This is a genomic window from Phyllobacterium sp. 22229 (genome assembly GCF_052056495.1).
GTDB classification, from domain to species: domain Bacteria; phylum Pseudomonadota; class Alphaproteobacteria; order Rhizobiales; family Rhizobiaceae; genus Phyllobacterium; species Phyllobacterium myrsinacearum.
The window spans coordinates 46266-64267 of the sequence record NZ_JBQEPA010000015.1; the positions used below are offsets into that span (position 1 = coordinate 46266).

Below are 18002 nucleotides of genomic sequence, written 5' to 3' on the forward strand. Positions count from 1 at the left end.
CTTTAGACGAAAGCAGCGGCCCATTTGCCTCAAATCCGCAACCATTGCCCATTTTTTGGGCGATAATCGCCGTTGCAGCGTAAATAGCGGAATGTGCTTGCATTTTTTTCCCAACGCGCTTGAATGATCGTGCGTGAAGGGGATTATGAGTGAAGCCATTTGATGAAATGATCAAAACCGGCGGTCAGGTACGCCCGCCATATGAACAACTGCAATGCTGGCTTGATACCCAGAACCCGGAACGGTTTGCGCAGAAAGCGCGCGATGCAGAAAATGTCTTCCGCAAAACCGGGATCACCTTCGCCGTCTACGGCGATGAAGAAGCCGCAGAACGCCTGATCCCGTTCGATATCATCCCGCGCATCATCACCGGCAATGAATGGCGCCGCCTGTCGCAGGGCATCGAACAGCGCGTGATGGCGCTCAATGCCTTTCTCGACGACATCTATCACCGCCAGGAAATCATCCGCGCCGGCCGCATTCCCCGCGAATTGTTCACCCACAACGATGCCTACCTGCCGGAGATGGTCGGCTTCCGCCCGCCGGGGAATGTTTACACCCACATTATCGGCGTCGACATCGTGCGTACCGAAGAAAACCAGTTCTACGTTCTCGAAGACAATGCCCGCACGCCGTCAGGCGTGTCCTACATGCTGGAAAACCGCGAAACCATGATGCAGCTGTTTCCCGAGCTGTTCCAGCAGATCAAGGTGCGGCCGGTCGAGACCTATCCCAAACAGCTGCGCCAATCCCTGGCCGCCGTCGCGCCGCCCGGCTGCAGCGGCACACCGACCATTGCCGTCCTGACCCCCGGCATCTACAATTCAGCCTATTTCGAACACGCCTTCCTGGCCGACCAGATGGGTGTCGAGCTTGTCGAGGGCAGCGATCTCAAGATCGAAAATGGCAAGGTGGTGATGCGGACCACGGAAGGCAACCGCGCCATCGACGTGCTGTACCGGCGCGTCGACGACTCCTTCCTCGATCCCCTCACCTTCCGCCGCGATTCAGCGCTTGGCGTTGCCGGCATCATGGATGTCTACCGCTCCGGCAACATCACCATCGCCAATGCTCCCGGCACCGGCATCGCCGACGACAAGGCGCTCTATTCCTATATGCCGGAGATCGTCGAGTTCTATACTGGCCGCAAGGCAATCCTCGAGAATGTGCCGACCCACCGCTGCTCCGAACCGGACACGCTGAAATACGTGCTGGAAAACCTCGCCGACCTTGTCGTCAAGGAGGTTCATGGCTCGGGCGGCTACGGCATGCTGGTCGGGCCGGCGGCCACCAAGCAGGAACGCGAGGATTTCGCGCTGAAACTCAAGGCCAATCCAAAAAACTACATCGCCCAGCCGACACTCGCCCTGTCGACGACGCCGATCATGACGGAAAAGGGCCTGGCCCCGCGCCATGTCGATCTGCGCCCCTTCGTCCTCGTGTCCGACCGCATCCGCATCACGCCGGGCGGCCTGACCCGCGTGGCGCTGAAGGAAGGCTCGCTCGTGGTCAATTCCAGCCAGGGAGGCGGGACAAAAGACACCTGGGTTCTCGACGACTGAGCATTTTGAATGGGACCTGAATGGGGAATGAGGGCTGCCACAGACGGCCCCATCAAGACATAAAAGAGGGATCAACCAAAACATGCTTCTTGGCCGCACCGCGAATGGTCTCTACTGGATGTTCCGCTATATCGAGCGGGCAGAGAATATGGCACGCCTGATCGATGCCGGTTTGCGGATGGCTTTGACGAAAACCTCCGATGCGCCGGAGGAATGGTCCTCCGTGCTGATGAGCGCGGGGGTGAAAATCGGCTATGACGCCAAATATGGCGAATACAATGCCAGCCTGGTCTCGGATTTTCTGCTGCGCGACCTTGGCAATCCGTCGAGCGTGATGTCCTGCATCGAAACGGCCCGGTCCAATGCCCGCATGGTGCGCACGGCCCTGACGCGCGAAGCCTGGGAAAGCGTCAACGAAACCTGGATGATCCTCAAATCGACGCTTGCCGCGGCGGTTCCCGAAACGGATCTTCCGCGCGTCCTCGACCAGATCAAGCGCGAAACCGCCATCATCCGCGGTGCCTTTCACGGCACGATGCTGCGCAACGAGATTTTTAATTTCGCCCGCATCGGCACGTTCATCGAACGGGCCGACAACACGGCGCGCATTCTCGACGTGAAATATTACGTGCTGCTGCCGTCGATTTCCTATGTCGGCACGACACTCGACAATTTTCAATGGGAGTCGATCCTGCGCTCGGTCTCGGCCCACCGCTCCTATCGCTGGGTCTATGATGTCGAATACAATCCGGTGAACATCGCCGACTATTTGATCCTCAACTCACGCATGCCGCGGTCGCTGAACTTCTGCTACTCGAATATCGTCGACAATCTCAAATTTCTCGCCAATGATTACGGCACGCGGCACGCATGCCACGACATGGCGGAAAGCATCATGACACGGCTCGAAAACAACGACATCCGCACCATCTTCGACAATGGCCTGCATGAGTTTCTCAGCGACCTGATCTATCAGACATACGGCCTGGGCAGCAAAATTGCCGAAGCCTACAATTTCGATTGAACGCCATGCTCCTGACCATCAAACACACCTCGCGCTATCAGTATGATTTCCCGGTGCAATATGCTGTCCAGCGTTTGCGCCTGCATCCCTCGAGCGCGCCCGGCCAGAAGGTCATCGACTGGACCGTGACGGTTCACGGGGCCGAGCAGGAGGCGAATTACCGCGATGGTTACGGCAACCGGACACAGCTCGTGCGGCTTAACCGCGACGCCACGGAACTGGTCATCGAGGCAACAGGCCAGGTGGAGACGGAAGACCGCTCCGGCGTGCTCGGCAAGGTCTATAATTTCATGCCGACCTGGCTCTATGAGCGCGAAACGGCACTGACAAGACCGGGCGACGCCGTCCGCCAGCTTGCCGCCAGCCTGAACGTCAAGGGCGACAAGCTGGCGCTCATGCATGAGCTGATGGACACGCTGCACAGTGCCGTCGCCTATACGCCGGGCACCACCAACATCGCCACGACAGCCGAGGAAGCGCTGACGTTGGGAACGGGGGTGTGCCAGGACCACACCCATGTTTTCCTCGCCGTTGCCCGCGTCCTGAAAATTCCGGCCCGCTATGTCTCGGGCTATCTCATGATGCTCGACAGCATCGAACAGACCGCCACCCATGCCTGGGCGGAAGCCCATATTGACGGGCTCGGCTGGGTCGGTTTCGACGCGGCCAACAATATCTGCCCGAACGAACATTATGTGCGCATCGCCTGCGGTTTGGACTACAATGAAGCATCGCCCATTTCCGGCATGCGCTTCGGTCCGGGCATGGAATCACTTGCCGTGGACCTCAATGTAGAGCAGTAATCGCCGGGATTTTTTAAATTCGGGATTCGCGATGACCTATTGCGTCGGGCTTAAACTGGACCGTGGCCTTGTGTTCATGTCGGACACCAGAACGAATGCCGGTGTCGACAACATCTCCACGTTCAAGAAGATGTACACATGGGCAAAGCCCGGTGACCGCGTCATCACGCTTCTGTCCGCCGGCAATCTGGCCACCACGCAGACCGTGATCAGCATTCTCAACGAGCGTACCAAAATCCCGTCCGAACGCGCGCCATCGATCTTCGACATGCCCTCGATGTTCCAGACGGCCAAGCTGGTGGGCGATACGATCAAGAATGTGATCCACGACGTGGATTCCAACGGCCAGCGCGCCGATTCCTTCGGCGCCTCGATCATTCTTGGCGGGCAGATCAAGGGCGGCGAGCCCCGCCTGTTCCTGATCTATCCCGAGGGCAACTTCATTGAATCGTCGCCCGATACGCCGTTCTTCCAGATCGGCGAACACAAATACGGCAAGCCGATCATCGTGCGTTCCTACGATCCGGCCATGACATTCGAGGAAGCGACCAAACTGCTGCTGGTGTCCTTCGATTCCACCCTGAAATCCAACCTGTCGGTCGGCCTGCCCCTGGACATGCAGTTTTACGCGGCCGACAGCCTCAAACTGGGCTTTGAAAAACGCATCGAGCGCAACGATCCCTATTACGAGGCCATTTCCGACGGCTGGTCGCAGGCCCTGAAACTGGCATTCCAGAGCCTGCCTTCCTTCGAGATCGATTAGCTGCAAACTGGTGCCGTAACCCCTTCCGCCCGCTTCACTTTCCCATTATGGTCCGCGATGAGGCCGGTCGAAACGGATCGGTCTTGGGGCTTCATAACCCCTCCAACAGCGGTCGGTGTCGACCGCAAAGGCACCTCCTCAGCCCTATGGCCGGGGGGGCCTCGGCGTATGTCCAGAGCTTCGGCTTAAAGGCCGTGGCGGTCGTCTGTTGGCGGCTTATGAACCTCCCGGTCACCAGAGGATAACCCTCGGGTGACCACTTTCCTCGTGTGAAAAGGGAGTGAACATGGACAATTACAATTTCTGGTCAAATTTGCTCGACACGTTCCAATCCTCGCCCGATTGGATCAAGGCGCTCTGGCTGATCGTCCCGCCTACCTTCATGCTGGCGCTCGTCGCCTTAACGCTGCGCTTCCGCATCGAGAGCAGGAAGGTGGAAAGGCGTTTTGACGGTGAACTGGTCTATTCCATCCACCGCGATGCACAAAGCCGGTTGCATGTTGTCAGCCACCTCAAGCCGGCTGGACACAACCCGTCGCTGCTTTTTCTCGATCAGGGCGACGGCGATATTTTTGAACACCCGCAGGTCGAACCGCCGTCCGAAAACCGGTAGCCTAGAGCTTTGCGGTCGTCTGCGGACCATCCGCCTGGCGCACCGCCGTCGTCTTGACGATGGCCTTCTCCATGTAGAGATCGCGCTGATAAACATCGTCGAAATACTGGACGGCACCCGTCCTGGCATCCGGCCACGCGGTGAAGTAGGAGACGTAGACCGGCAGCGGGTCCTTGACCCGGACGCTGCGCTCGTTCTTGCCAAAGTACTGGGTCAGTTCCTCAACCGGCACGCCGAGCACGGCCGCAGCCATGTCGCGCGGACGTTCCAGGCGGATACAGCCGTGGCTGAGCGCCCGCATGTCCCGCTTGAAGTAGGACTTTGCCGGCGTGTCATGCATGTAGATGTCATGGCTGTTGGGGAACAGAATTTTCAGCTCGCCCAGCGCATTGTCGAGGCTCGGCTTCTGGCGGATGCCGACACCGCCACCGCTCGAAGCCACCTGCGCCCAATCCACCGCGCTGGATGGAATGACACGGCCGGACTTGTCATAGACCTCGTAACCGCTGTTTTCGAGATAGGAGGGGTTATTGAGAATTTTCGGCATCATCTCATTGAGAATGATCGACCGCGGCACACCCCAGGAGGGGTTGAACACAACGGTCTGGATCGTGTTGTCGAAAAAATAGGTCTGGTTGGTCGGCGAACCGACCACGATGTTCATCGCCAGCTTTTCCGTATTGTCGTCAAAATACTGGGCGCGGTAGGCCGGCTGGTTGATGAAGACGTAGCGCTTGCCGAAATCGTGCGGCAGCCAGCGCAGGCGCTCCATGGAATAGAGAATGCGGTCGCGCTTGGAACTGTTGGTCTCGCCCTGCAGCGCACTGATGGTGCCGCGCCCGATCACGCCATCGGGCTTCTTGCCCTGGCTGGTCTGGAAATCCTTGATCGCCTCGACCAGGCTCGGGTCGTAAACCGTCGCATTTTCATGCTCCTGCAGCACCGCCTCGTGCTTGGCGAGGAAATCCTTCGGCGCCTTCGCCTTGATCAAGGCGACCACGTTGCGGATTTCCGGGTTTTCTTCGCCCGGACGGATCATCGTGCCGGCGGCAACGCGCACCGTCGGCTCGGCGCTTGCCCCGCCGAGTTCATGCAGATTCTGCTTCAGTTCCGCATACCATTTGTTCTGCGGCTCAAAGCTTTTGAGCAGCGCAGCGGCATCACTGGCCGACGCAAGCTGCTCGATCACCGCACGCGGCTTGACCCGGTCAACGGCGAAATCGTGGAACCCGCTGAGCCGGTTCGGATTGATGCGCCCGTCGCCCTGGTCCATGGCATAGCGCAGTGCCCGTGCCGACATGGTCAGTTCGAAATCCGCCAGCTCCTTCAAGCGCGCCGGGATGTTGGCCCGGTCATAGTCGTCGCTCGGCAGCTTGACCGCATAATCCTTCGGATCAAGCCCGGCCTCGCCCGCCGCATTGAACAGCGCCGCAACTGCCTTGGCCTTGGCCGAGACATCATAGGATGAGGTCCAGATGGGCTGCTGTTTCAGGCCATAATAGGCAACGATGGCGTCCGCTATGTCCTTTTCCGCCAGGATATGGGCTTGCCTGATCTGCTCGAACTTCAGGCCGAACTGTTCCAGCGGTATCTGCGGCGCGGAATCGCGGCTCTGGTTGGCCGATGCCGTCAACTGCAGGTCGATCTTGGAAAAGTCCACCCGCACCAGCGCATCCGGTTTGTAATCGTAATTCTTCGGTGCGGTCACCGTCACGCGCTTGACCGGCGCGGCCCGGGCAACGGGCTGCTGCTGCCTCGGCAGATCGGGTTTCGGCGGATAGACCCGCTGCGCCTCGACGCGGCGGCTGCCGAACAGGAACTCCATCAAATTGTCGGCGGCCAGTGCCGGAGACATGGAAATGGCTGTGGCCGACAACATGGCAGCTACAAAAATCGCATGCTTTTTCGAATAGGAATTCATAATGCTCGCCCAGATGGTACAGTCACGCCCGCAACGGATGCAGGCCACGAATGGTGATTCACAGCCAGTTTCGCCGCATCCTATTTACAATCTTTTAACAATAACCCGCCCCCTCGATTTATATTCGCGTGCATCGATCGAACGCCGTCATGTCGGCTTTTGGCTCATTTAACGCGATTCACCGCAGCTTTCACAACGATTCGCACATCACGCCCCGAACACAATCAATTCTTTTGCAGAACATGCAATAATGTCACATCTCAAGTGACGCGAAACATTGACCGGGCGGCGGCATCGTAGAAATATGTCGAAGTAACTTTACTGTTATTTACTATAGCATCTATAAGTACTTTGAGCACACCTGCCAAAGCATATGATAGTCTTCTGGAGAAAATATTTCTACGGGAAAGCCTGAGCGGATAGCGATGCTATTGTCCAGCGGCAGCGATCAATGGCGATGACGGGCCACGGGCTCGCGGCTCAGGCCCTTGGCCGCCAGCTCATCGAGATAGGCCTGCCAGCGCTCGTCGCGGTTGCGGCCGAGGTCGATCAGGTAGTCCCAGCTGAAAAGGCCGGTATCGTGCATGTCGTCGAATGTGATGCGCACGGCATAATTGCCGACGGGGTCCATCTTGGCAATTTCGACATTCATCTTGCCCGGAACGGTGACGCGCTGTTCGGGCGAATGCCCCTGCACTTCCGCCGATGGCGAGGCCACACGCAGCAGTTCCGCACTCAAAGTGTAGCTTTCGCCGGTATCGAATGCGATCGTCAGGGAACGGCGATCCTTGCTTACCCGCAATTCCTTGGGCCAGGCATTGGTCATGGCAGATACTCCTTCATGTGCGCTTCTCTCTATGCGCCCCGGCATTTGGTCGCAAGTGGGCAATCCCCGCTCGCCATAACCCTATAGTGACTGGACAAGCCGCGGCCGCCACCCTATCTCTTCTCAAGGAGGTTGACTTGGACCACATCGCATTGCTTGAGAAACCGGCTGTACAAACACCGATGGTTGATCCTTTCGGCAGAACGATCAGCTATTTGCGCGTGTCAGTCACCGACCGCTGCGATTTCCGCTGCACCTATTGCATGTCCGAGCACATGACCTTCCTGCCCAAGAAAGACCTTCTCACACTGGAAGAACTGGACCGCCTTTGCACCGCCTTCATTGAAAAGGGCGTCAAAAAGCTGCGGCTGACCGGCGGCGAACCGCTGGTGCGCAAGAACATCATGCACCTGATCGGTGAGCTGTCGCGCCATCTGCGCAGCGGTGCTCTCGAAGAATTGACCTTGACCACCAATGGCTCGCAGCTGGCCCGTCATGCGGCTGAGCTGGCCGGTCACGGCGTCAAACGCATCAACGTATCGCTCGATACGCTCGATCCGGCAAAATTCCACGCCATCACCCGCTGGGGCGATCTGAACAGGGTCCTGGAAGGCATTGATGCCGCGCAGGCTGCCGGCATCCGGGTCAAGCTGAATGCCGTGGCCCTCAAAGGGTTCAACGATCTGGAAATACCCGAGATGATCCGCTGGGCCCATGGCCGCGACATGGACCTGACGCTGATCGAAACCATGCCGATGGGCGAGATCGATCTGGACCGGACCGATCAGTATCTACCGCTGTCCATGGTCAGGGCCGACCTTGCCCGGCAATTCACGCTGGATGACATTCCCTACAAGACCGGCGGCCCGGCGCGCTATGCCCAAATCCGCGAAACCGGCGGGCGCATCGGCTTCATCACGCCGATGACGCACAATTTCTGTGAAAGCTGCAACCGCGTTCGCCTCACCTGTACCGGCACGCTCTATATGTGCCTGGGCCAGGAAGACGCCGCCGACCTGCGCGCGCCGCTGCGCGCCTCGGAAGGCAATGACCTTTTGAACGACGCCATTGACGAAGCCATCGGCCGCAAGCCGAAGGGACATGATTTCATCATCGACCGCCGCCACAACCGCCCGGCAGTGTCGCGCCACATGAGCGTCACCGGCGGTTAGAGCATTTTCCGGCCGTATTGATCTATTCTGACGGAGGCATGTTGTGCCAAGATCAAGCAAAGACAGGAAGACCCGCACTCTGCGTGCGGGCGAGTGGCTTTGCACCGAAATTGGCGCAACAGGCCCCGTCCCTTCGGGTTTCCGTCTGGCGGACACCCGCTTTGTCAGGCGGCTTCGTCCGATGAACCACATCGGCCTCGCCACCTTCCGCGCGGATTGTCTCGCCAGACGAGAAACAGAATACGGTCAATACGGCCGGAAAATGCTCTAGCCGTGCGCATTGCGGGAATCATTTTGGCCGGTGGCCGGTCGAGCCGCATGGACGGCCAGGACAAGGCGCTTCTGCCGTTCGGCACAGCGCGGCTGATTGATTTCATCGCCGGGCGCCTGTCGCCCCAGCTCGAAGCCGTGGCCATCAACAGCAATGGCGATCCCTCGCAGTTTTCCGGCCTGCGCCTTCCCGTCGTCGCCGATAGCGTTGCCGGATTTGCCGGCCCTCTCGCGGGTATCGCTGCGGGTATGGAATGGGCGGCAGGCAGCCCTCTTGCCTTCACCCATATCCTGACCGTTGCCACCGATACGCCATTCTTCCCCCGTGATCTCGCCGCCAGGCTTGGCGGCGCCATCGCCGGCGCTCCGGATCACATCGCCGTCGCGGTCTCCGATGGGACATGGCACCCGGTCTTCGGGCTCTGGCCGGTAGCGATGAAGGAGGACCTGAAGCAATGGCTGCGCGATCCGCACAACCGGCGGGTGCGGACCTGGATTGAAAACCACGCGCACCGCACGGTGGATTTTCCGCTGATGACGGCGCAATCAGGCGATTCATTCGATCCCTTCTTCAATATCAATCGTCCCGGCGATCTCGATCAGGCGCGAATGATGATTGCTGAACAGCAGAACGGGGAACCAGGCCCATGACCCACCGCATCTTCGGCATCACCGGCTGGAAGAACTCAGGCAAAACAACGCTGACGGTGAAGCTCGTCACGGAACTGACGCGGCGCGGCTGGAAGATTGCAACCGTCAAACACGCCCATCATGATTTCGACATCGATCAGGAAGGCACCGATTCCTTCCGCCACCGCAAGGCGGGCGCCGGCGAGGTTGCCATTGTTTCCGGCCGCCGCTGGGCGCTCATGCACGAACTGGCAGATGAGACAGAGCCGACACTTCAGGAGATTGTCGCGCGGTTTGCCCCCTGCGATCTTGTTCTGGTCGAGGGCTACAAGCGCGAAAGCCACAAGAAGATCGAGACACGGCGGCGCGAAGGACGGTCCGGCGAGAACCTGGCGCAGAATGATCCCAGCGTGGTCGCCATCGCCAGCGATTTCCCGGTCGCAGGTGAGCGGATTCCCGTTTTCGACCTCGATAACACGACAGAATTGGCCGACTTTATCGAGCGCGAGATGGGACTTGCACGTTAAACGCGCCATGAAATGACGTTTCGCGCGGAAGCTGCGCAAGAAAAATATAATGCACAAACAATTATGTGGTTTTGCCGCCCTGAATCGCCTGCTGGTAAAAGATTCCCGGTTGCTTTTATCAGAAAACTAGTGGGAATATCGCCGGTCAGGAGCAGCGAAAAAACTGCGACCTTGCCCGGAAGGCTGTCCAAAAGAACAGGGGAACAGCCGGGCCACAAAAGAGAGGTTGAATAATGCGTATCACCAAGCGTCTCGCACTCGGCGTTGCCGCCGTTGCCTTTGCATTGTCCATGGGAGCGGCCCATGCGGAGGACGCCCTGAAGCTGACCATCGCTTCAGAGGGAGCCTACCCGCCCTTCAACAACCTGACGCCGGACGGCAAGCTGGAAGGCTTTGACATCGACATCGGCAAGGCGCTTTGCGAAGAGATGAAGGCGCAGTGCACCTTCGTTACCCAGGATTGGGATGGCATGATTCCCGCCCTGCAGGCCGGCAAGTTCGATGCCATCATCGCATCCATGTCCATCACGGATGAGCGCCTGAAGAAGGTCGATTTCTCCAAGAAGTACTACAACACGCCTCCCGGCATTGCCGTACCGAAGGATTCCAAGCTGAAGGACGTCACGCCGGAATCCCTGAAGGGCAAGACGCTGGGCGTGCAGGCATCGACCAGCCACTCCAACTTTGCCGAAGCCAAGTACAGCGGCGCCGACATCAAGATGTATCCGACCGCCGACGAATATAAGCTCGACCTGGCCAATGGCCGCATCGACGCTGCCATGGACGACTCCGTCGTGCTCGGCCAGTGGCTCGACAGCGATGCCGGCAAGTGCTGCAAGCTCCTCGGCACGATCACACCGGATCCGGTCATCCATGGTCCGGGCGCCGGTGTAACCGTCAAGAAGGGCAACACGGCCCTGGCTGACAAATTCTCCGATGCCATCGCCGCGATCCGCAAGAACGGCAAGTACAAGCAGATCAACGACAAGTACTTCAAGCTTGACGTTTATGGCGCCGAGTAACTAAGGCTTCTTTTCAGAAGCGGCACTGGAGATGGCGGATTTCCGCCATCTCCGTCGATCTCTAAGTTCAAAATGACGGGCCGGCCCGAAAAATCGGGCACTGGGGAATGGTCCGCAAAAGAATGAAAGAAGCCTATGGGCTCAATTGCGTTGTTGGGATTTGGTGAAGGCGGCTGGGGCCTGAGCATAGCAAGCGGCATTCTGGTGACCGTCACTCTTGCGCTTGCGACATTGCCGGTCGGTCTGCTCATCGGATTTTTCGTAGCTCTCGGCAAGCAGGCCGAAGAACCGTCCATCCGGCTTGCGGCCAATATGTACACCACGATCTTTCGTGGCCTGCCCGAGCTGCTCACGCTGTTTCTCGTCTATTTCGGCGCGCAGATCGGCATCCAGAAGCTCGGCGTGCTCTTGGGTTTTGCCGGAACCATTGAAATCAACTCGTTTCTGGCCGGCATGTTCGCCATGGGCGCCGTGTTTTCATCCTATGCCAGCGAGGTTTTTCTGTCCGCATTCCGCGCCATCCCGCGCGGCCAGTATGAGGGCGGTTATGCCATCGGCCTTTCCTACGGCCAGACGATGTGGAAAGTGGTCCTGCCGCAACTGATCCGTGTCGCCCTGCCCGGCCTTTCCAACCTCTGGATGATCCTTTTGAAGGATACCGCGCTGGTATCCGCCATCGGACTGGCCGATATCCTGCGCCAGACCGGCGTCGCTGCGCGCGTGACCAAGCACGCCTTCCTGTTCTACGGCACGGCGTGCCTGATCTACCTGGTGCTCGCCATTCTCTCGTCCTTCGTGATCAATGCCATTGAACGGCGCACGACAGCCAGTGGAGTGCGGCGATGACCGAAAGCTTCCTCAACGCCCGCACGGCCGTCGTGTCGCGTCCGCCCGCCCCGGCGAAACGCTGGACACGGACACGGATCATCGGCCATGTGCTTGTCGCATTCTGGGCCGCGCTGATCATCGGGCTCCTGCTCGATCTCTATGCCGCCTGGGATATCGTGCTCATCCAGACCTATGGCCCGAAATACTGGCAGGGCCTCGTCACCACGCTGACCCTGGTGTTCAGCTCCATTATTTTCGGGGCCATCCTGTCGGTCCCCGTGGCCTATGGCCGGATGACCAAGAACAGGATCGGCTCGGCGATCGCCTATGCCTATGTCTATTTCTTCCGCGGCACGCCGCTGATCGCCCAGGTTTTCCTGATGTATTACGGCGTCAGCGAGTTTCGCGGTTTCCTCGAAACAATCGGGCTGTGGTGGTTCTTCCGCGAAGCCTGGTATTGCGGCTTCCTGGCCTTCGCGCTCAATACGGCGGCCTATCAGGCGGAAATATTACGGGGCGCCATCCAGAGCGTGTCGGTCGGGCAATGGGAAGGCGCGGCCTCCCTCGGCATCTCCAAATTCGTCACATTCCGCAAGGTCATCCTGCCGCAGGCGCTGATCGTTGCCCTGCGCCCCTACGGCAACGAGGTCATCCTGATGATCAAGGGGTCGGCCATCGTCGCCCTGATCACCGTCTACGATCTCATGGGCTACACCAAACTCGCCTATTCACGGACTTTCGATTTCCAGGCCTATCTCTGGGCCGCTATCATCTATCTGCTGCTGGTGGAAATACTGCGTCACATCTGGGACTGGATGGAACGCCGCATCACCCGCCATCTCATACGCTGATTCAACTGACCGAAAAGAAACAACGATGCTGAAAATCTGGGGCCGCGGTAACTCGACCAATGTCAAAAAGGCGCTTTGGGCGGCAGAAGAACTGTCGATTCCCTATGAAAACATTCCCGCTGGCGGTGCCCATGGCATTGTGGCCAGCCCGGAATACCGCGCCATCAACCCCAACAGCCGCGTGCCCGCCATTGAAGACGACGGCTTCGCCCTGTGGGAAAGCAACACGATCGTGCGCTATCTCGCGGCCAAATACGGTGAGGCCCGCCTGCTCATCGCAGACCCCGCCGCCCGCGCCAGCGCCGAGAAATGGATGGATTGGACGACCTCAAGCATAGCCGGCCCCTTCCGCGACGTGTTCTGGAATACCGTCAGACTTGCGCCCGACCAGCAGGATCACGCCGCCAAGGCCAAGGGTCTTTCCGAATGCAGCGCAATGTTCGAAATCGCCGATGCGGCGCTGGCTTCCCAGCCCTATCTCTCCGGGGAAGACTTCGGTGTCGGCGACATCCCGCTCGGCTGTTTTGCCTATGCCTGGTTCGAGATGCCGATCACGCGCCCCGATCATCCGCATCTGTTCGCATGGTATGAACGCCTCAAGGCCCGCCCGGCTTACCGGAAGGCCGTGATGATACCGCTCACCTGACCGGCTTACTGCGGCTTCAACCGCCAGATCCCCAGCAATCCGTCCTGATAGGCCTTTTCGTCCGTCGGGATAGTAATTCCCTGCGTATCGGCCCATTTCTGCGCAAAATCGCGATAATTGGCTGAAAACACATTGCCGGACTGGCCGGTGGTCTGGATATAGGTCGACCGGTTGAGATCGGCCAGATCGAACAGCCCGCGATAGCTGCTGCCATGGGTGGCGCGGTACGGATTGCTTTCATCCGTGAGTTGCGACTTGGCCCGGTCGAGCGTGAAAGCCCCGCCGGAGGCCGGTACGTCCACATTGAAGAGGCGGTCAAGCGGGCTGACCTGCGCAAACGGCCGGTGCGCTCCATAGGCATAGTGCAGCGCACCCCAGTTCCATTTCGAGCGGTCCGCGCCGAGGCGCCCGTCGAGATCTTTCAGGGCATCGGCCAGTGCCAGGGCAAGCACGTCACCGCAGCTTTCCTTCTCCGGCGTCCGCCCGTCGTCACACCAGTCGCGCGCCGGATTGGGCCCGAGCCAGCGCAGCATCGCCGATACCCGGACCTGCCAGTAGGTTGGGAATGCCTCGCCGAGATCATCCTCGACAATCCGTTTGGTGGCCGCGCGCAGCCAGGCATTGAACAGCAAGGGCTCGATGCGGTTGCGGTCCTCCACATAATCCCATTGGCTCAACTGTTTGAACGCGGCCTGATCGATGTCTTTTCGCCCTTCGATCAGCTTGAGCATCACTGGCCCCAGCACCGCATAGGCGTTGGAATAGGCATCGCCCTGCGCCTTGCGGTTGCTCTCCATCGATTGTCTGTCCGCGCCATAGATCAGCGCCTTGATCCGGTCCAGCCGCCATGTCTCGTCCCAGTCGAACGTCAGGAAATGCGGATAGGCGGCGTCCACCATCTTGGTATTGGCCGTGCCGATGACATTCTCCGGTGGATTATAGCGGCGGGGCAGCTCCTCATAGGGAATGGTGCCCTTCCAGTCATAGGTTGCATCCCAGCCCGGCGACGGCGCACGCCCCATGATCCGGTTGGCCGGATCGCGAACCGGCACCCTGCCCGGTGCGATCAGTCCGATATTGCCGTCGACGTCGGCAATCACGATCGATTGCATCGGCGTGACGAAATCGCGCATCCCGTTCTGGAAATCCGCCACGCTGGCAAAGTCCCAGAGTTTCAGGCCAGCCGATATGGTTCTGTCGTCCTCGGCAAGGGCGGTCCATGCCAGCGCTGCAACCGTGTTGTCAGGCAGATAATGATCAAGACCACGGTAATCCGCAGGCAGCACCGGCCCATGCCGCGTGACCAGCCGGTCGAAGGTCACATCACTGCCGCCCTTGACCTTGATGGTGACAGGCTGCTTGCGGAACGGCGCAAAGCCCTCCGGTGTCTGATATTCGTTGCGATTGGCCGGATTGATCCGTTCGACAAAAATATCCTGAACGTCGGCGCCGGTATTGGTGAAACCCCAGGCAATGCGATCATTGCGCCCCAGCAGAACCAAAGGCACGCCCGGAAGCGTCACGCCGACGAGATTCTTGCTGCTGCCATCGGCATTCTTCACCTCCAGATGCGCCAGGTACCAGACGGCAGGCGCCGTCAGCCCGAGGTGCGGATCGTTCTCCAGGATGGGCTTGCCGGTTTCGGTTTTCGCCCCGCCCACCACCCAGTTGTTCGATGCGCCGGTCGACATGACGGCGTTGAGCGAAGCAAACTGCTGTTCGGCTTGCAAAGCGCCTGTCCTGATCGGTCCGCTTGGCAGGCCCAGAAGCTGCTTCAGGTCCGGCAGCGGCGGCGGTGCGTCATCGGCCACGGGCGGCAAGAGATCGGTGATTTCCGCGTCCGTCATTCCCAGCCGGGCAAATTTGAGGCGCGAAACCTCCTGATCGATATTGGCCGCCAAGGTCACGGACATCATCTTCAGCGTCACGATCACATCGGCGGCTGTCCATTCATCCGGCTTGTAGCCGAGAATGACAAATTCAGGCGAATATTTCGAGGCGAACGGGCGCCCCTTGCTGTTGATGAAGGCGTTGATGCCGCGCACATAGGCATCGATGCGCTTGCGGTCGGCCGGATCGAGCGAAGCGACGGAGGCGGCAGCCGATTCATAGACGCCGAGCGAGCGCAGAAACCGGTCCGTGGAAACCGTCTTGTCGCCGAACATTTCTGACAGGCGCCCCTGCCCGGCCATACGGGTCACCTCCATCTGCCACAGGCGTTCCTGCGCATGGACAAAGCCGAGAGCGGTCAGGACATCCTCGACATTGCTGCCGACGATATGCGGCACCGCGTTCTTGTCCCGCGTCACCGTGACGGGCGCCGCAAGGTCCGTCAGCACCATCTCGCCGGTGGCCGGGGCCACCGAGCGCGCCAGCCAGACGTAACCCGCGCCTCCTGCGATCAGGGCGAGCGGTATGAGCGAAAAAACAATCCACAATAGGCCTTTGATGATCCGCCGCATTGTCCTAACCTCTCCCGCAATCCTTCGAACACATAGCCTATCTGACAGAGGAAATTACGGAATGGCAACAGTCACATTTATCGGTCTTGGCGTCATGGGTTACCCGATGGCGGGTCACCTGAAGACTCGGGGGGGCCATGACGTCACCGTCTTCAACCGCAATGGCGAAAAGGCGAAGAAGTGGGCTGATGCGTTTCAAGGCAACCATGCACCAACCCCCGGAGAAGCCGCTGCGGACAAGGATTTTGTCTTCTGCTGCGTCGGAAACGATGACGATCTGCGGGCTGTCACCACAGGCGAGAACGGCGCTTTCCATACGATGAAGAAGGGCGCTATCTTTGTCGATCACACCACCGCGTCGGCGGAAGTGGCGCGTGAACTCGATGCGGAAGCGCGCAAGCGCGGCTTCCATTTTCTCGACGCGCCGGTCTCCGGCGGCCAGGCAGGCGCTGAAAATGGTGTCCTCACCGTCATGGTTGGCGGCGAATCGGACGCCTTCGACCGGGCAAAGCCGGTCATCGAATCCTTTGCCAGAATGGTCGGCCTCATGGGCCCAGCCGGGGCGGGCCAACTCACCAAGATGATCAACCAGATCTGCATTGCCGGTCTGGTGCAGGGGCTGGCCGAAGGCATTCATTTCGGCAAGAAAGCTGGCCTTGATATCGAGAAGGTCATCGAGGTCATTTCCAAGGGCGCCGCAGGCTCATGGCAGATGGAAAACCGCCACAAGACCATGAACGCCGGCAAATACGATTTCGGCTTTGCCGTCGACTGGATGCGCAAGGATCTGGGCATCTGCCTCGACGAGGCCGACCGCAACGGCGCGCAGCTGCCCGTCACCGCATTGGTCGACCAGTTCTACAAGCAGGTGCAGACCATGGGCGGGAACCGCTGGGATACATCGTCCCTGCTCGCACGGCTGGAGAAATAGCCGGACCGGGACATCGGCCTGAGAGATCGGGCCGATTCCCAGGCAGCGCCTACCGGGCGCGCGAAATATGCGCCGCCAGATCAAGGCAACGGCAGGCATAGCCCCATTCGTTGTCGTCCAGGCGACGAGCTTGGTCAACCCGCCCTCGATCTGCATGCCGGCAAGCGCGTCGAAGATCGACGAATGCGGATTGCCGCGCATGTCGGTGGAGACGACGGGTTCGTCGCAATAGGCGAGAATTCCGGCCATCGCATTCGCCGCCTGCGTGCGGATCATCGCGCAGATGTCCTTGTAGGACACGTTTTCCCTGAGACGGCATGTGAGATCGATCATCGATACGTCAGACACCGGCACACGCACCGCCATGCCGTTGATCCGCCCATTCAATTCGGGCACCACCCTGCCGACCATGCGCGCCGCACCTGTTGTCGCAGGGATGATGTTCTCGAGGATGCCGCGCCCGAAACGCCAGTCCTTGCGCGCCACGCCGTCGACCGTGTTCTGGCTTGACGTTGTGGCGTGAACCGTCAGCATCAGCGCTTCTTCGAGCCCGAAAGCGTCGTTTACCGCCTTGGCGAGTGGTGCCACGCAATTGGTCGTGCAAGAGGCGTTCGAGACAATGCTCTGACCGGCATAGCCGGCCGCGTTGACGCCCATGACGAAGACCGGTGTGTCGTCCTCCGGCGGTGCCGAAAGCAGGACCTTGCCCGCACCTGCGGAAAGGTGTCCTTCCGCGGCTTTTCCTGTCAGAAACCGGCCGGTCGCTTCGATGACCAGATCGACACCCGCCTCGCCCCAGCCGATCGCGCCCGGCTCCCGTTCGCTGAACGCCCTGACCGTGCGGCCATTGATATCAAGCGCGCCGTCTGCGGCACTTATACTGCCCCGGAAACCGCCATGCACGCTGTCATATTTGAGGAGATAAGCAAGATGATCGGTTGGCAGCAGGTCGTTGATCGCCACGATCTCAACGTCGTCGCGCGCCATCGCGGCCCGCAGAACCGTCCGGCCAATGCGGCCGAACCCGTTGATGCCGATACGGATTTTGTCAGTCATCGATTGTCCCTTTTGTCCAGGCGGAGAAATGGCGCGCTTCTTCTTTGAAGAGGGATTGCTTTCCGTGCCGCTGAATTTTAGACTACTTCGCATAA

General features: G+C 59.5%; 16 protein-coding genes and 1 pseudogene. 13 read left to right on the forward strand and 4 right to left on the reverse strand.

Annotated elements, in window-relative coordinates; all coding sequences use genetic code 11:
- Positions 1–149: 149 nt before the first annotated feature.
- From ACTJJ7_RS18380 to ACTJJ7_RS18400, 5 genes are all read left to right on the forward strand, one after another.
- A complete protein-coding gene (locus ACTJJ7_RS18380) occupies positions 150–1562 on the forward strand; it encodes a circularly permuted type 2 ATP-grasp protein (protein WP_440968412.1) in 1413 nt (470 codons plus the stop codon).
- An 82-nt stretch (positions 1563–1644) separates the two neighbouring features.
- Positions 1645–2586 carry an alpha-E domain-containing protein gene (locus ACTJJ7_RS18385; RefSeq protein WP_440968413.1) on the forward strand — a complete coding sequence of 314 codons (942 nt, stop codon included), beginning with the start codon at positions 1645–1647 and terminating at the stop codon, positions 2584–2586.
- A gap of 5 nt (positions 2587–2591) precedes the next feature.
- Positions 2592–3389 carry a transglutaminase family protein gene (locus tag ACTJJ7_RS18390; RefSeq protein WP_440968414.1) on the forward strand — a complete coding sequence of 266 codons (798 nt, stop codon included), beginning with the start codon at positions 2592–2594 and terminating at the stop codon, positions 3387–3389.
- 31 nt (positions 3390–3420) lie between these two features.
- Complete coding sequence (locus ACTJJ7_RS18395; protein ID WP_105732382.1) at positions 3421–4152, forward strand: proteasome-type protease; 732 nt, start codon at positions 3421–3423, stop codon at positions 4150–4152.
- Positions 4153–4438: 286 nt separating this feature from the next.
- On the forward strand, positions 4439–4765 hold the full coding sequence (locus ACTJJ7_RS18400) for a hypothetical protein (protein WP_440968415.1): 327 nt from the start codon (positions 4439–4441) through the stop codon (positions 4763–4765).
- 1 nt (position 4766) lies between these two features.
- Here the strand turns inward: ACTJJ7_RS18400 and ACTJJ7_RS18405 are convergent, their stop codons facing one another.
- Together ACTJJ7_RS18405 and ACTJJ7_RS18410 are read right to left on the reverse strand one after the other, a co-directional pair.
- Entirely contained in the window at positions 4767–6644 is a 1878-nt protein-coding gene (locus tag ACTJJ7_RS18405; protein WP_440968416.1) for a L,D-transpeptidase family protein, read from the reverse strand.
- Between the two features lie 490 nt (positions 6645–7134).
- Positions 7135–7512 (reverse strand): gamma-butyrobetaine hydroxylase-like domain-containing protein, encoded by a 378-nt coding sequence (locus ACTJJ7_RS18410; protein ID WP_105732379.1) that lies wholly within the window; start codon positions 7510–7512, stop codon positions 7135–7137.
- 182 nt (positions 7513–7694) lie between these two features.
- On the opposite strand from ACTJJ7_RS18410, the gene moaA reads away from it, so the two are divergent.
- The 7 genes from moaA to ACTJJ7_RS18445 all read left to right on the forward strand — a co-directional run bounded on the left by moaA (position 7695) and on the right by ACTJJ7_RS18445 (position 13458).
- On the forward strand, positions 7695–8684 hold the full coding sequence (moaA, locus tag ACTJJ7_RS18415) for a GTP 3',8-cyclase MoaA (protein ID WP_130270729.1): 990 nt from the start codon (positions 7695–7697) through the stop codon (positions 8682–8684).
- Positions 8685–8957: 273 nt separating this feature from the next.
- Positions 8958–9605, forward strand: coding sequence for a molybdenum cofactor guanylyltransferase MobA (mobA, locus tag ACTJJ7_RS18420; RefSeq protein ID WP_440968417.1), 648 nt, complete (start codon positions 8958–8960; stop codon positions 9603–9605).
- Complete coding sequence (mobB, locus tag ACTJJ7_RS18425; protein WP_440968418.1) at positions 9602–10111, forward strand: molybdopterin-guanine dinucleotide biosynthesis protein B; 510 nt, start codon at positions 9602–9604, stop codon at positions 10109–10111. The genes mobA and mobB overlap by 4 nt, the downstream gene beginning before the upstream one ends.
- Positions 10112–10344: 233 nt before the next feature.
- Complete coding sequence (locus ACTJJ7_RS18430; protein ID WP_105732375.1) at positions 10345–11133, forward strand: ABC transporter substrate-binding protein; 789 nt, start codon at positions 10345–10347, stop codon at positions 11131–11133.
- Between the two features lie 135 nt (positions 11134–11268).
- The gene (locus ACTJJ7_RS18435; RefSeq protein WP_105732374.1) at positions 11269–11979 is read left to right on the forward strand and encodes an ABC transporter permease; all 711 of its coding nucleotides are present in this window, start codon (positions 11269–11271) and stop codon (positions 11977–11979) included.
- Positions 11976–12812: an ABC transporter permease gene (locus tag ACTJJ7_RS18440; protein WP_105732373.1), complete on the forward strand. Its 837-nt coding sequence runs from the start codon at positions 11976–11978 to the stop codon at positions 12810–12812. The genes ACTJJ7_RS18435 and ACTJJ7_RS18440 overlap by 4 nt, the downstream gene beginning before the upstream one ends.
- Positions 12813–12837: 25 nt before the next feature.
- Entirely contained in the window at positions 12838–13458 is a 621-nt protein-coding gene (locus tag ACTJJ7_RS18445; RefSeq protein WP_130270240.1) for a glutathione S-transferase family protein, read from the forward strand.
- A 5-nt stretch (positions 13459–13463) separates the two neighbouring features.
- Here the strand turns inward: ACTJJ7_RS18445 and ACTJJ7_RS18450 are convergent, their stop codons facing one another.
- Positions 13464–15920 (reverse strand): penicillin acylase family protein, encoded by a 2457-nt coding sequence (locus tag ACTJJ7_RS18450; RefSeq protein WP_440968419.1) that lies wholly within the window; start codon positions 15918–15920, stop codon positions 13464–13466.
- Between the two features lie 61 nt (positions 15921–15981).
- On the opposite strand from ACTJJ7_RS18450, the gene ACTJJ7_RS18455 reads away from it, so the two are divergent.
- Positions 15982–16851 (forward strand): NAD(P)-dependent oxidoreductase, encoded by an 870-nt coding sequence (locus ACTJJ7_RS18455; RefSeq protein WP_440968420.1) that lies wholly within the window; start codon positions 15982–15984, stop codon positions 16849–16851.
- A gap of 129 nt (positions 16852–16980) precedes the next feature.
- On the opposite strand, the pseudogene ACTJJ7_RS18460 reads toward ACTJJ7_RS18455, so the two are convergent.
- Positions 16981–18000, reverse strand: a pseudogene (locus tag ACTJJ7_RS18460) (type I glyceraldehyde-3-phosphate dehydrogenase); the annotation flags it as partial.
- Positions 18001–18002: the final 2 nt, after the last annotated feature.

Bases quoted from the DNA above. Each gene is read 5' to 3' on its own strand.
- ACTJJ7_RS18445 (WP_130270240.1), top strand. From the start codon at position 12,838: ATGCTGAAAATCTGGGGCCGCGGTAACTCGACCAATGTCAAAAAGGCG.
- ACTJJ7_RS18410 (WP_105732379.1), bottom strand. From the start codon at position 7,512: ATGACCAATGCCTGGCCCAAGGAATTGCGGGTAAGCAAGGATCGCCGT.
- ACTJJ7_RS18400 (WP_440968415.1), top strand. From the start codon at position 4,439: ATGGACAATTACAATTTCTGGTCAAATTTGCTCGACACGTTCCAATCC.
- ACTJJ7_RS18405 (WP_440968416.1), bottom strand. From the start codon at position 6,644: ATGTTGTCGGCCACAGCCATTTCCATGTCTCCGGCACTGGCCGCCGAC.
- ACTJJ7_RS18455 (WP_440968420.1), top strand. From the start codon at position 15,982: ATGGCAACAGTCACATTTATCGGTCTTGGCGTCATGGGTTACCCGATG.
- ACTJJ7_RS18435 (WP_105732374.1), top strand. From the start codon at position 11,269: ATGGGCTCAATTGCGTTGTTGGGATTTGGTGAAGGCGGCTGGGGCCTG.
- ACTJJ7_RS18450 (WP_440968419.1), bottom strand. From the start codon at position 15,920: ATGCGGCGGATCATCAAAGGCCTATTGTGGATTGTTTTTTCGCTCATA.
- ACTJJ7_RS18395 (WP_105732382.1), top strand. From the start codon at position 3,421: ATGACCTATTGCGTCGGGCTTAAACTGGACCGTGGCCTTGTGTTCATG.
- moaA (WP_130270729.1), top strand. From the start codon at position 7,695: ATGGTTGATCCTTTCGGCAGAACGATCAGCTATTTGCGCGTGTCAGTC.
- ACTJJ7_RS18440 (WP_105732373.1), top strand. From the start codon at position 11,976: ATGACCGAAAGCTTCCTCAACGCCCGCACGGCCGTCGTGTCGCGTCCG.
- ACTJJ7_RS18430 (WP_105732375.1), top strand. From the start codon at position 10,345: ATGCGTATCACCAAGCGTCTCGCACTCGGCGTTGCCGCCGTTGCCTTT.
- mobB (WP_440968418.1), top strand. From the start codon at position 9,602: ATGACCCACCGCATCTTCGGCATCACCGGCTGGAAGAACTCAGGCAAA.
- ACTJJ7_RS18390 (WP_440968414.1), top strand. From the start codon at position 2,592: ATGCTCCTGACCATCAAACACACCTCGCGCTATCAGTATGATTTCCCG.
- ACTJJ7_RS18385 (WP_440968413.1), top strand. From the start codon at position 1,645: ATGCTTCTTGGCCGCACCGCGAATGGTCTCTACTGGATGTTCCGCTAT.